10 protein-coding genes are annotated in these 13,127 nt (G+C 39.2%); 1 reads left to right on the plus strand and 9 read right to left on the minus strand.

The genetic code is table 11. The annotated features are described in order from the left end of the window. Positions 1 to 189: 189 nt before the first annotated feature. The 7 genes from MHB44_RS18765 to nagB all read right to left on the minus strand — a co-directional run bounded on the left by MHB44_RS18765 (position 190) and on the right by nagB (position 10,252). A complete protein-coding gene (locus MHB44_RS18765; RefSeq protein WP_341300402.1) occupies positions 190 to 1,092 on the minus strand; it encodes an LD-carboxypeptidase in 903 nt (300 codons plus the stop codon). A gap of 244 nt (positions 1,093 to 1,336) precedes the next feature. Continuing rightward, positions 1,337 to 1,549, minus strand: a complete 213-nt coding sequence (locus tag MHB44_RS18770) for a hypothetical protein (RefSeq protein ID WP_341300403.1) — start codon at positions 1,547 to 1,549, stop codon at positions 1,337 to 1,339. Between the two features lie 154 nt (positions 1,550 to 1,703). Continuing rightward, positions 1,704 to 3,422: an ABC transporter ATP-binding protein gene (locus tag MHB44_RS18775; RefSeq protein WP_341300404.1), complete on the minus strand. Its 1,719-nt coding sequence runs from the start codon at positions 3,420 to 3,422 to the stop codon at positions 1,704 to 1,706. Position 3,423: 1 nt separating this feature from the next. After that, positions 3,424 to 7,113 carry an ABC transporter ATP-binding protein gene (locus MHB44_RS18780; RefSeq protein WP_341303004.1) on the minus strand — a complete coding sequence of 1,230 codons (3,690 nt, stop codon included), beginning with the start codon at positions 7,111 to 7,113 and terminating at the stop codon, positions 3,424 to 3,426. A 79-nt stretch (positions 7,114 to 7,192) separates the two neighbouring features. Further along, positions 7,193 to 8,167, minus strand: coding sequence for an iron-siderophore ABC transporter substrate-binding protein (locus MHB44_RS18785; RefSeq protein WP_341300405.1), 975 nt, complete (start codon positions 8,165 to 8,167; stop codon positions 7,193 to 7,195). 133 nt (positions 8,168 to 8,300) lie between these two features. Continuing rightward, positions 8,301 to 9,125 carry an AraC family transcriptional regulator gene (locus MHB44_RS18790; protein ID WP_341300406.1) on the minus strand — a complete coding sequence of 275 codons (825 nt, stop codon included), beginning with the start codon at positions 9,123 to 9,125 and terminating at the stop codon, positions 8,301 to 8,303. Between the two features lie 413 nt (positions 9,126 to 9,538). Then, positions 9,539 to 10,252, minus strand: coding sequence for a glucosamine-6-phosphate deaminase (nagB, locus tag MHB44_RS18795; RefSeq protein ID WP_341303005.1), 714 nt, complete (start codon positions 10,250 to 10,252; stop codon positions 9,539 to 9,541). A 189-nt stretch (positions 10,253 to 10,441) separates the two neighbouring features. Here nagB and MHB44_RS18800 point away from each other — a divergent pair, with 189 nt between their 5' ends. Next, positions 10,442 to 11,188: an arylamine N-acetyltransferase gene (locus MHB44_RS18800; protein WP_341300407.1), complete on the plus strand. Its 747-nt coding sequence runs from the start codon at positions 10,442 to 10,444 to the stop codon at positions 11,186 to 11,188. Between the two features lie 37 nt (positions 11,189 to 11,225). Here MHB44_RS18800 and MHB44_RS18805 read toward each other — a convergent pair whose 3' ends face one another. Beyond that, positions 11,226 to 12,320 carry an S-layer homology domain-containing protein gene (locus MHB44_RS18805; protein WP_341300408.1) on the minus strand — a complete coding sequence of 365 codons (1,095 nt, stop codon included), beginning with the start codon at positions 12,318 to 12,320 and terminating at the stop codon, positions 11,226 to 11,228. A gap of 117 nt (positions 12,321 to 12,437) precedes the next feature. Beyond that, entirely contained in the window at positions 12,438 to 13,127 is a 690-nt protein-coding gene (locus MHB44_RS18810) for an ABC transporter ATP-binding protein (RefSeq protein ID WP_341300409.1), read from the minus strand.

Genomic DNA, 13,127 nt, shown 5'->3' on the forward strand with positions numbered 1-13,127 from the left:
ACCCTTTGATTAGCGGATTTTTAGAGATTTTATACCTATTAATTTGAGCGTTCTATCCACGGCTTTGATTTCTGTCTGTCAATTGCGGAGTTCTATCTGCCACTTTCAGGTTTCTATCCACTAATTTAAACACTCTATCCATAGCTTTATTTCTGCCCAGCTCTATCCATCAATTCAGCTATAACCCCATTAATACACCCCTGGTAAAATTTTTAATACTTTCTCCTGTGCATCTAAAATAGCATCTGCTCCTAATGGGATGGCGATATTCATGTTCTCATGGCCAATTTTAAACCCTGCCACAACTGGAATGCCTAGCTCGGCAAAATAGTCTTTTATTACAGCATGTAGCTCCTCCTCATCAGAGCCTGTCTCTATAAAGGAGCCAATCACAACACCTGCTAGCTGCTCTAGCTTCCTTGCTTGTTTTAATTGCTGAAGCATCGCATCGATTTTAGGAATTGCTTCACCTCTTTCCTCCAGCAATAAAATTTTCCCCTCTGTGCATACCTCAAATTTAGTCCCTACTGTGTTAACAAGCCGTTGAAGATTCCCACCAATTAGTTCTCCACGTGCAACACCCTCTGCAATTGTTGTTAACGGAGAAATCGCCTCTGTATACTGAATTTCCATTGGCGAAAATAGCTGTAAAAACATTTTCTTTGATAAATTATCTATTTTACTAGCAGCCATTAGCATAGGTCCATGAAATGTTATGAGGTTGGCGTACTCATTAATTGCGCAATGTAAATATGTTATATCTGAAAAGCCCCAGAAAATTTTAGGATTTTCCTCTAATAGAGCATAGTCAATTTTTTCGGCTATTCGCGCAGAGCCATAGCCTCCTGTTATACAAAAGATCGCCTTCACCTGTGGATTCTTCACCATATCTTGGAAATCTATTAACCTCATATCATCATTACCTGCCAAATAATGATGTTGTGCATAAATACTATCACCAACAATATAGTGAAGACCTAATTCATCTAAAAAAGATAATCCCTCTCCTAGCTTTTCAGGCTCTCCATGGCTTGACAATGCAATAACTCCTACTAAATCGCCCTTTTGCAAATGTGGTACGGTAGTTTTCATATAAATTTCCCCCCTGCTGTTTTCCTTATGTTAGCATATCAATTTATTGCAGACATTGATTCATGCTAAGCCTAGTATCTATAATTGACCATAATAATGATGTTATTGCTTGATGAAGATTCCATCGTATATGCTATTAATGCTGGGTGGTAATTTTGTGAGTGAGTGAGTGAGTGGCGGGCTGTTAGTAGTGATATTCGTCCATTAACCTTGCCAATGGCTATATCCGTTACTTATTGAATATTTAGTTGGAAATATTCCCACTACGATAATCATCAATAATCATCGTAATTTCCTTTGTCAATGTTACATGCTGCAATGCTGTGACAAAGCCATTTAACCTCGCTTCCTCACGTACAAAATTTAGTAAAGAGGAGGGTGTCTTTAAACGTTCATATTCACTATGCATTTCCCTTGCTTCTTTTTTGTAAGCCTCATAGATATTGATTAATTTCATCCAATCATCCTTTCACGACTCTAATGATTATATCTTCTAGTTTTGTTCCCTACATTCCTCTTCTCTAAAACAGTTATATTTAGCTATTAATTGTATTATGTAAAAAAATACAACTCGCACCAAATTTAGTACGAGTTGATGTTGATGCTAAAACTTATACATGACCAAATTGCGCCTGATGAAGTCGACTGTACACGCCTTCAGTAGCAAGTAACTCATGATGCGTTCCTTGCTCCACAATGCCTTGCTCTGTTACCACAACAATTCGATCTGCATCTTTAATGGTTGCTAGTCGATGGGCAATAATGAGCGTTGTACGTCCTTCCGCCAATTCTGCAAGTGAATGCTGAATCGCTTGCTCTGTTTCTGTATCTAATGCGGAAGTTGCTTCATCCAGTATCAGAATAGGTGGATTTTTCAAGAACATGCGAGCGATAGCCAGCCGTTGCTTCTGTCCTCCAGATAGCTTCACACCCCGTTCACCGATAACTGTATCCATACCGAGCTCCTGCTCACGAATAAATGAGTCAAGCCGAGCTCTACGCGCAGCCTCCCATAACTCTTCTTCGCTTGCTACTAGTTTACCATAGCTAATATTCTCTCGAATTGTGCCAGCAAACAAAAACACATCCTGCTGGACAATACCAATCTGTCGGCGCAACGATTCCTGTGTTACCTGCCGAATATCTACACCATCAATACGAATTGCTCCCTCCTCTACCTCATAGAAACGCGGCAATAAGCTACATATTGTGGTTTTACCTGCTCCAGAAGGTCCTACAAAAGCAATCGTCTCTCCTTTACGAATGCGCAGGCTAATCTTGCTTAGTATTTGCTTTTCTCCTTCATAGCTAAAAGATACGTGATCATAATGAATATCTCGTTGAAGGGGTGCTAGCTCAATTGCATCAGGAGCATCTGCCACATCTGGCTCTGTATCTAAGAGCTCAACATAGCGCTTAAAGCCAGCAAAGCCTTGCGGGTAACTTTCTACAATAGCATTTATTTTTTCAATAGGTCGGAAAAATACATTTGTTAATAGTAAAAAAGCGACAAATTCCCCATACGTTAAATCTTGACGGATCACAAACCATGTACCACATACCATGACAAACAGGCTGACAAATCGCATCATCATATAACTGATCGAGCCGTTACTGGCAATCAGCTTGTAAGAGCGTAGCTTTGTAAGACGGAAACGATTATTGTTCACGTCAAATTGTGCTTCCTCATGTGCCTCATTAGAAAATGCTTTCACCACACGAATGCCACCTACATTGTCTTCAATTCTCGCATTGAAGTCGCCAATGTCTCGAAACAGTTGATGAATAGCCTTCGTCATTTTACCGTTAAAATAAACGACAACCCAAATGATGACTGGTACGACAACAAATGTCAGTACCGCTAACTTCCAATTAATCATCATCATCAAGCCAAATGAACCAGCCAATGTCATCACTGCAATAAATAAATCCTCTGGTCCATGATGTGCCATCTCACCAATCATGTTCATATCGTTTGTCAGACGGCCAATCAAATGCCCTGTTTTCGTATTATCAAAAAAGCGAAATGACAGCTTTTGGATATGTGCAAACAATTTGCGACGCATATCGGTTTCAATATGGATACCAAGCATATGCCCCCAATAATTAACAATATACAAAAGCACTGTGTTGAGGGTATATAATGCCAATAAACCAAGCGACGCCCAAATAATTAAGTCCCATTTACCATCAGGTAGCAAATCATCAATAAATAAATTCACGACTAACGGGAAAGCTAATTCCAATAAACCTGCTAAAATAGCACAACCAAAATCAACTAAAAATAATCCCTTATAAGGCTGATAATAGCTAAAAAAACGTCGAATCATATTATCCTCCTATCATAGCATTGGCATCCGTATTATTAGATAAGGTCCATTGCTGTGCACGATTACGTTCTTCACAAAATTGGCGATACAGTCCAGGTACACGAAGTAATTGCTCATGTGTTCCTTGTTGGATGATTTGCCCTTCATTAATCATCACGATTTGATCTGCATGCTGAATGGTGCTTAGTCGATGTGCTACGACTACTAATGTTTTGTTGACGGTTAATGCACGAAGCGCTGCTTGAATCTCCCATTCGTTTTCTGGATCAATACTCGATGTAGCCTCATCCAGCAGTACAATTGGGGCATCTTTTAAGATCGCTCGTGCAATCGAAATTCGTTGCTTTTCACCTCCTGACAAAGAAGAACCTCCTTCGCCAATCCGTGTATTGTATCCATCTGGTAACGCGACAATAAATTCATGGCAGCGAGCAGCTTTTGCTGCAGCAATAACTTCCTCCTCTGTTGCCTCTGGACGTCCAAAACGAATATTATTAAGCACGCTATCTTTAAACAAATAAACATCCTGAAATACAATCGATAGATGGCTCATTAATGTGTCCATCCGCATATCACGCACATCCACACCACCAATACGAATGTGCCCAGCTTGTACATCCCAAAATCTTGCAATAAGATTAAGTAGCGTTGTTTTTCCACCACCAGATGGCCCTACAAATGCTGTCATACTATGTGCTGGAATAGATAAAGTAAGATCATTAATGATGGTACGCTCCCCTTGTTTGCGCCCTTCATAAGAAAAGGAAACTTTGTGTAGTTCGATTCCTACGCCTACTGGCTTCTGCTCTTGTGCTATCTCTGGCTCTGGTAGCACAGGTACATCAAGCACCTCGGACACTCGACTGGCTGCCGCCAAATAAAGTCGTCGGGATAATGTATAATTCAATAAAGGAATGGGCTCAAAAAAACCAAGCATCAAAATCATAAAGAGTAAGAAGGTCATTCCTGATAGTGAACCGATTGAATACAACACACTACCCGCTAGTAAAACAGCCGCAAAGCCAACTTCAAATAAGGAGCTATACCAAAACTGATACGGTGTCATTCGATTTTGAACTGTCATATTGGCATCACGATAAGCAGCCATCGCTTTTTCATAGCGTTCAAGTCTTGTATGATTAGAAGCAAATGAACGAATAACGGGTATGCCCTGAATATACTCAAGAATTTGATTGTTGGCTGCACTCTTTGCTTCGTTTTGCTGCTTCATTGTTTCATCGAACATCCTGTTAATGAAACGTGTCATGATTAAATACGCAGGTATACCTAACAATGCAAATAAAGAAAGTCGCCAATCAAGCCAAAGCATAGCGCCAAACAGCAGGGCAGGAGCTACTATGCCGCGTATCAGTGTCCCTATCGAGTCAAATATAGACAAACCTCCAAAGCCAGAAGCATCCGTTGTCAACCTTGTTTGAATTGTGCCTGCATCTTTTGTAAGAAAGAAGCCCATTGGCAAACGCCGCAAATGCTGTCCAAGATAAATACGTAAACGTCGTCCTACTGCGTTATCATAGCGTTCAAAACCGCGGAAAGAAGCGATGGTTAAAAACACTTGACCAATTAAACAAAATAATAATATTGCAGCGTATCCCCATGCCTGAGTCATATCCATAACAGTCAACGCTTGGATAATCGCCATGACGGACCATGTTGTTAAGCTAATAAGGGGAGCTGCTAATAAAGGAAACAGACAAGCACGTAGCAACTGTTTACGATCAGGTCCTGCTAATTGCAAAAGCTTGCGCCAATATCCATTAGGCTCACTCAGCGTTGTATAGGGATGATTTGGAGTAGCGGGCAAGGTAGAATGGGTGGAAGAGCCAGTATGCACAGCAACATCCTGTGTATGGTCGATTCCGAATACTTCAGCTTTGTTCTCATTCACTATTCCTTGCTCTGTCGCTAAAAATTTGGTCCACATCTGTGCATAACGTGTTTGCTGTTGTAGCAACTCATCATGTGTGCCAGTTGCCTCAATTTCTCCATCATGTATAACAACAATTTGGTCTGCGTCAGCAATTGTCCCTAGTCGATGTGCCACAACAATCATTGTTTTCGGTTTGCCGCTTTTTGGATGCATCAAGGCTGTCAGTGCCTCTTGAATACGTGCCTCATTCTCTGCATCAACATAGGCAGTTGCTTCATCCAAAAGTAGAATGGGTGCATCTTTAAGAATAGCTCTAGCAATACTAATACGCTGACGCTGTCCTCCGCTTAAACGGCTCCCATGCTCACCTGCTTGTGTTTGATAGCCCTCTGGTAATTCCATAATAAATGCATGACAGCTTGCCTTTTTCGCTGCCTCCATCACTTCTTCATCACTAGCATTTGGTTTGCCGATGCGGATATTTTCCATGATGGTATCGTTAAAAAGAAAGACATCTTGAAACACACAGGAAACATTTCGCGCCAGCTCCAGAGAAGCAATCTGTCGTACATCTACATTCCCAATCGATACAGCACCATTCTTTACATCCCAAAAACGCGATACCAGCCGAACAATGGTGGATTTGCCTGAGCCTGAAGTACCAACTAATGCTGTCACCTTGCCTTCTGGTGCAACAAAAGAAAGATCTTTCAATACAGAACGTTTTTCATCATAGGAAAATGAAACTTTGTGAAAGCGAATTTCACTACCCTTTGGCAGTAAAGGTTCAGTTGGTTCAGGTAGGGATTTTTCCTGCAAAAAGGCTGTAATACTGTCCATACTACGTTTGACAATATCTATCGCATGACTGCCACTATGAATCACATCAAAAATCGTCTTACCAAAACTGAGAGTCATAAGCACAAAGAATACAAATGTTGGAATTCCAAGTGTTCCCGTGCTATACAGCCAAATACCTGTTGGAATAACAAACAGTAGACCACCTCGAGACAAGCCAACCACTAGCCCTTTATAGCGAAATATACGAAGGTTGAGTGCTAACATCTTTTGTGAGCTATCCTCTATAACTGTGCGAAACGAATCATAACTTGCATCTGCGCGAGCAAATGCCTTAATGACTTTCATGCCGTATACATACTGTAACACCGCTTCCATCACGCGCATCTGCTGCTTTTGCAATTCTGGACCAATGATACCTAGCTTACGTAGAACCCATTTAAAGCTACAATACACGACAGGTACATAAAGCAACGCAGCTAGTCCCATACGCCAATCAATTAGAAACATTGTTACGACTGTCAAAAAAGGAACAGCCGTAGAAGCCGTCATTTCTGGAATAAAATGCGCAATTCCTTCTTCTAATCGTTCGACCTTCTCATTCATCATATCTTTAATTTCTGACGTCGAATGCGTTTGAAAATAACCAAGCGGTAAAGTCGCTAGTTTCTTCGCTAGCAAAATTCGAATGTCGTAAAGTACAGGAAACGCTACTAAATGGGCCATTCTGGTTGACAAAGCAAATAACCAGCCTTTCCCCAATATAGCCAATAATGCTACAGTTCCAAGTGCTATATAGGATTGCTGCTCTAGCCAGCCTTCCCCGCTACCTAAGACCTTTTCAGCAATCACATAAACAACAAGATACGGTACAAGTCCAAGCGCTGTCGATAATACAGCTAACATGGCGGCAAATACAATGGACATACCCCTCTTTTTTCCCATCCAATCAAGAAGACGTCTAATAGGCGATAACTCTTCATTTTTTATATCTATATTCATCAAATCATTGCCTCCTTTATAGCAGAAGACACAATCCATGATTGAATCGTGCCTTCTACATTCTTTAGCTATTACTCTACTATTGCAATGCGGAGAGAATTGTTTCTACTCCGTATCTTGTTGCCAATGCACCACCCGTTAAGCCTGATAAGTCAATTGCATGTACTTGATTTTTTTGACTAGCTGTTAATCCTTGCCATACTGAACTTTCCTTAAGCTCATCAAACAATACTGGATCTTCCCCACTAGATACAAATAAATGATCAGGATTAATATCGGGTAGCGACTCTAATTGAATTGTGCCTGTTTTCTCTGGCCAATTTGGCGGCACTTGCAAACCTAAACCTTTTGCTGAATCGTAATACATCGCCAGTTGATTTTGATCAAATAAATACATATCCTTGTTCACAAGACGCATAAATCCAATTGTGCCTATATTCGCATCTTTCAATTGCTCCTTGCCATTGTCCACGATTGACATTGTTTCACTAATAAACGTTTCTGCCGCCTCTGTTTCGTTAAGCGCCTTGCCAACTTCTCGCAACGATTCTACCCAGTTACTAAATAAAGCATCGCCGTCAAAGACAATAACAGGGGCAATTTTTTCTAACTGCTCAAGAACCTCTTCGTTATAATTAGTAGCCAAAATTAAATCTGGCTGCATTGCCAGTAACTTTTCAAGATTCGAGTTCATATCGCCAAGATCCTCAATCGTATATTTGTCAAAATAATCTTTCATAGAAGCCCATTCGGACATCATCGCTACTGTATCAGCAGCAATAGGTGGACGCTCCAATGCCAATAAATTTTCTGTAACCATCCATGTAACAGAGGCAATACGCTCTGGTTTTTCCGTCAAGGTAATTTCCTTACCTCTTGAATCTACATACGTATGCGGCCAAGTTGCCTCTGCCGTTGCATCCTCTTGTTCAGGTGACTTTTTTTGTTCGTCCACTTGCTCCTTCTCCTGATTACTATTGCAAGCTGTTAACAGCAATAAACAGCCTAGCATAATTAGAAAAGTTCGTCGAAAATTACTATAAACTACCTTCATCCTTGATTTCTCCCATCTACTATTTCATAAATGATAATGATTATCATTCTTATATATTTTAGACTGTATTTGATCAGGATAGTATGTCATAATTCCCGAAATATTTCTGGACAATTTCCAGACAACAAGTAATTTACAACATTTGTCTTAACTCACGTCTTTTCTTGGGTGAGAGACCCATATGTGTTTTGAATATTCTACTAAAATAATTTGGGTCTTTGTAACCGACAGCCTCCGCAATTTCTTGAATCGTCGCACTCGTTGTATAGAGCAGCTCCTCCGCACGCTTCATCCGATAGCGAATCATATAATCTATTGGCGCAATGCCCATATATTTATGAAATAAATAAGAAAAATATTTACCGCTCATACCATAGCGTACAGCAAGCTGCTCAAGTGTTAATCGTTCATCATAATGTTTCTGGATATATTGCACGGCATCTATGATGACAGGAGAACTTTCTTTGTTTTGTCCATGACGCTCTTCTCGAAGAACGGTAGAAACAAGATGATAAAACAAGCCTTTTTGTTCTAATTGGCTCACCATATCAGGTAGAGCTGCAGTCGACTGTAATTTTTCCTGAAGCTGTAATAACTCAGATGTTAATTCTACTTGAAAAGTCGAAACTTCAGTCAGCAATGAACTATTAGTCTCGTTATGAGATACAGGTAAATAATGTACTAGAAAATATTCAGCGGCCTCTTCTCCTGTGCGTATTTCCATCCTTTTGTTAACACCACCAAAAAATCCTTCACCCGCACTCAATTGATAATGCTCTGCTTCATCGAACATAAACTCTGCCTGTCCATATAAGATGATTAACAGTGCACACTTTGTAGTTGGATGATCAACATGTCCACGAAAAATCCCGTTTGCTGGAATCGGATTTTTATACACCCCCAGTATATTAACTGGTATTTGGACAAATGCCTGTGCTAGCTGTTCATATAAAGCCATTATTATCACAACCTTTAATCACTTGGTTTTAAAACGAATGTTTAGACAAGTATAGAGATCATTGCGTAAACTTTCTATCATACGTATCACAATGCCTCCAGATCTCACCAACTCTTATAGAGAATGATTCTCACTATCATTTAATAGTATAGAGTGTATCATCTCAAAATGAAATGCCCCACTTCTCAAAAAAGGGCTTGATAAATGTTCAAATATTTATAATGTTCTTTATGCGACAGACTATAAGACGCCCACTTCAAAACGTGAGCTGTGAATGAAACAGAATTGAAGCTACAACGACTCTTCTATTCGAACTACAGAGGGAACAAAAAAATCCCTGTAAATATTCACAGGGATTGTCTCAACAGATTTATTTTTCAGCATGTAGAAAAGGGCTAACCTAAAACCCCTTATTATTTTGTTCCACCATAAATAATCGTAACATGTGGGTGTGTTAATAATTGGCTTGCTGGAAAATTTTCTGTAATATTGCCACTTTTCAATTTTTCAATAGCATCCAACTTTTTTTCACCAAAGGCAATAAGGACAATTTCCTTTGCCTTCATAATGGATTGAATACCCATTGTAATCGCATGTGTTGGTACCTCAGATGGATCATCAAAGTAAATCGCATTTTCTGTTCTTGTAGATTCTGTTAATTCAACAATATTGGTCATCGAATCAAACGGAGTGCCTGGCTCATTAAAAGCAATATGCCCATTTACACCAATACCAAGAAGCTGTAAATCAATACCACCTGCTGCTTCAATACTAGCATCATAGGCTGCACATTCAGCAGCTAAATTCTCTGCCTTCCCATTTGGCAAATGGATATTTTGGGGTTGAATATCTATAAAATTAAATAAGTTATCGTGCATAAATGTCCAATAGCTTGCTGGACTTGTTTGATCAAGCCCTACATATTCATCCAGATTAAAGGTTTGTATATTTTTAAAAGATAAGTGCCCTGCCTCGTGTTGCGCTATTAATTTTTTATACATGCCCACTGGTGAGCCACCCGTAGCTAATCCTAAAATACTGTTTGGCTTATTCTGTATTTGCTTGGAAAAAATTTTTGCAGCAACTTCGCTCATTTCCTCATATGTACTAACTTCAATCCATGTCATGTTATTTGTCATATATACCTTCCTTATAATTGTTGTTTTAACTAAAATAGAATTTATTTCACTTTATAGTAGTTAATAAATTAATTCTACAAGTTATTTAACTATTTTTCTATTATTTACTGCCAAATATTATACGTGTATTCTTAAGCTATTTCGGTTATGTTATTAATAGGGAGGTGAGGCGGTTTAATGAATGCACAAATTCAACAGTATTTACGGCATATTCGATTTCAAGGAACTTTAAAGCCGACTATACAGCTACTTGGGCAGTTACAAACTCGCCATTTACTAACCATTCCTTATGAAAATTTAGATGTCGTCTTGAAACATAGTATCTCCTTCGCTATTCCTGATTTATTTCACAAAATAATTATTGAACAACGTGGCGGCAATTGTTTTGAGCTGAATATTTTATTTAGCTGGCTTTTACGAGAGCTTGGTTTTTCTGTAACCAATCGCTATGCACAGTTTTGGCGTAATGTAACCGAAAATACACCTCCTGAGGAAATTCCGATGCACCAGCTATTATTAGTAAATGATGCTGGACAATCTTATATTGCAGATGTAGGTGTTGGTGCTTTAGCGCCCTGTAAGCCTGTGCCATTAATGGCTGGTTATCAGCATCGTGAAGGCAGAGAACTTTATAAAATAGAGTACGATGAGGTAAATGGTTGGATGCTTTTTGAGCAAATGAAGCATCATTGGCGTTTGCTGTATAGTTTTCATGATGATGCGAATGATGCAAAATTCGCACCCCGACTGTCCAAGCAAAAAAATAAAATTGCGATGATTCGAACACCCTATGGCCGTCATACAATGTTCAACAATGAATTTAGAATCTATGAAGGGCAATCCCTTACAACCTATACCACACAAACCGATGAAGAATGGCTTCACGCACTTCAACGTTTTTTTCATATCTCTTTACACCAATAAAAAGAGGGCTCCAATAATTTTGAAGCCCTCTAAAATATTACTTTAGGGTGCGGTCAAGCAGCTCATAAACGACCTTGTCATTATGCAGCATCTTTACTAAACCGACATTATCTACATAATAGCAAGTGGTCACACCATCCGCATAAATGGATGTTATTTCAAAAACAATTGCACCTGTATATTGCACTTCACCAGCTTGCACCGTATCATTCGTTGATTTAACCGTTATGCGTGAACCCATAGTAACTTTCGGTTCATTCTCGTGTTCAATAACACCTATTCGAAGTGGTGTTTGAATGTATAAATCATAATGTGAAGCATAGTCATCATCAGTAACCAAAGCTTCACCATATACGTCAATACCATTATATAAAAGCTCATAATAAACACGCTTTCCCGTATTTGCATCAGTAACTGTCCAAACATCATTTTTGCCATCAAAATGATCGTATTTATAATTTAACGTATAACGTTTATGATCACCTAGCGAATAGTAATTATATGTGTAAATAAAGCGACGATCTTTTGCTAGGTTTGGCTTAGCAAGCGTCATCGCTCGCGCTAAAAAGGCTGAAAAATGCGCACGTGTTAAAGGTTGATTTGGCTTAAATGACCTATCACTATAGCCCTTCACGATATGATTATGAGCAACTGCTAAAATTGCCTGATAGCCTGGCGTCTGCTTCGTCACATCTGTAAAATAATAATGTGGGTCATTCCCCTTTAACTGAAAGGCTCTTTGCAATACAATTGCCATTTCTCCTCTCGAAAGTGTAGCATTTGGTTCGAAATTTGAGGCGGCTTTAAAAATGCCAGCGTTTTGCACCGCTGCAATTTCTTTATAATATTTATGAGTAGTTGGTATATCTTGATAATTTGGATTTTCTATTTCCACTGTATTTAACCCTAATGCACGTGTCAACATAATCGCTACCTGTGCCCTTGTGACATGGTCATTTGGCTTAAATATATTATTTGGATAGCCCTCTATAATATCTTGCTCCACCAAATAGTCAATTTCTGTCGCCAATGTTTCATCTGTTAAATCTCGAAAACTCGCTGCATGCGCTTCCTTTGGTAGAAAAATGACCAGTAGTACAAGCAAACAAGCCACCTTCAAAATATTCCTCATATTCTCCCTCCTCCATCATCACTCTTTACCCTACTGAACAAATTTTATGCTCAACAACCTATGACATAGAAAATACTACAATTATAAAAGATATAATTGTAGCATCTACGTTTAAGACTAGTATAGGGTATTTGATAATACAGCACCATCACTTATTTTAATTATACGATCTGCATAAGCTAACATTTCTTCATCATGTGTCACCATTAATGTGGTAATATTTAAAGTTGTCGTTAATTCGCTGAGCAGCTGCATAATTTCCTGGGAGCGCTGTGAATCTAAACTAGCTGTTGGCTCGTCGGCAAACAATACTCTTGGTTGATGAATAATAGCACGTGCAATGGCGACACGCTGCTTTTCACCACCTGATAATACGGCAGGATAAGCTGCTTTACGATGAGCCATTCCAACTAATTGCAAAAGGCGATGCACTTCCGATTGTTGTTCATGCTTCTTTAATGGCGATTCAGCAATATCAAGCATTAATAACAACTGCTCCTCCACTGTAAGAAACGGTACAAGGTGAGAAAATTGAAAGACAAAACCAAATTTACTCGCACGCAGTTTTCGTATCTGCTCAGTATTCATCGTCGTAAGATTTTGATCTTCAAATAGCACTTGTCCATCTGTGGCTGATTGAAGCCCCGCAGCGATGGTTAACAGCGTACTTTTCCCCGAACCCGATGCACCCACCAATGCTGTAATCTCTCCCTCTTTTAGCGAAAGATTAATACCTTTTAAAATTTCCTCCTCGACCTCACCATTTTTAAATGTCTTTCTTACTTTATCAATCGTAAATAATGTCAT

Origin of the sequence: Lysinibacillus sp. FSL H8-0500 (genome assembly GCF_038051955.1) — a bacterium.
Lineage (GTDB): Bacteria > Bacillota > Bacilli > Bacillales_A > Planococcaceae > Lysinibacillus > Lysinibacillus macroides.

What these genes read in the sequence shown, in the direction of transcription:
- MHB44_RS18765 (WP_341300402.1), bottom strand. Translation starts at nt 1,092, where the DNA reads ATGAAAACTACCGTACCACATTTGCAAAAGGGCGATTTAGTAGGAGTT.
- MHB44_RS18770 (WP_341300403.1), bottom strand. Translation starts at nt 1,549, where the DNA reads ATGAAATTAATCAATATCTATGAGGCTTACAAAAAAGAAGCAAGGGAA.
- MHB44_RS18775 (WP_341300404.1), bottom strand. Translation starts at nt 3,422, where the DNA reads ATGATTCGACGTTTTTTTAGCTATTATCAGCCTTATAAGGGATTATTT.
- MHB44_RS18780 (WP_341303004.1), bottom strand. Translation starts at nt 7,113, where the DNA reads ATGAATATAGATATAAAAAATGAAGAGTTATCGCCTATTAGACGTCTT.
- MHB44_RS18785 (WP_341300405.1), bottom strand. Translation starts at nt 8,167, where the DNA reads ATGAAGGTAGTTTATAGTAATTTTCGACGAACTTTTCTAATTATGCTA.
- MHB44_RS18790 (WP_341300406.1), bottom strand. Translation starts at nt 9,125, where the DNA reads ATGGCTTTATATGAACAGCTAGCACAGGCATTTGTCCAAATACCAGTT.
- nagB (WP_341303005.1), bottom strand. Translation starts at nt 10,252, where the DNA reads ATGACATGGATTGAAGTTAGTACATATGAGGAAATGAGCGAAGTTGCT.
- MHB44_RS18800 (WP_341300407.1), top strand. Translation starts at nt 10,442, where the DNA reads ATGAATGCACAAATTCAACAGTATTTACGGCATATTCGATTTCAAGGA.
- MHB44_RS18805 (WP_341300408.1), bottom strand. Translation starts at nt 12,320, where the DNA reads ATGAGGAATATTTTGAAGGTGGCTTGTTTGCTTGTACTACTGGTCATT.
- MHB44_RS18810 (WP_341300409.1), bottom strand. Translation starts at nt 13,127, where the DNA reads ATGACATTATTTACGATTGATAAAGTAAGAAAGACATTTAAAAATGGT.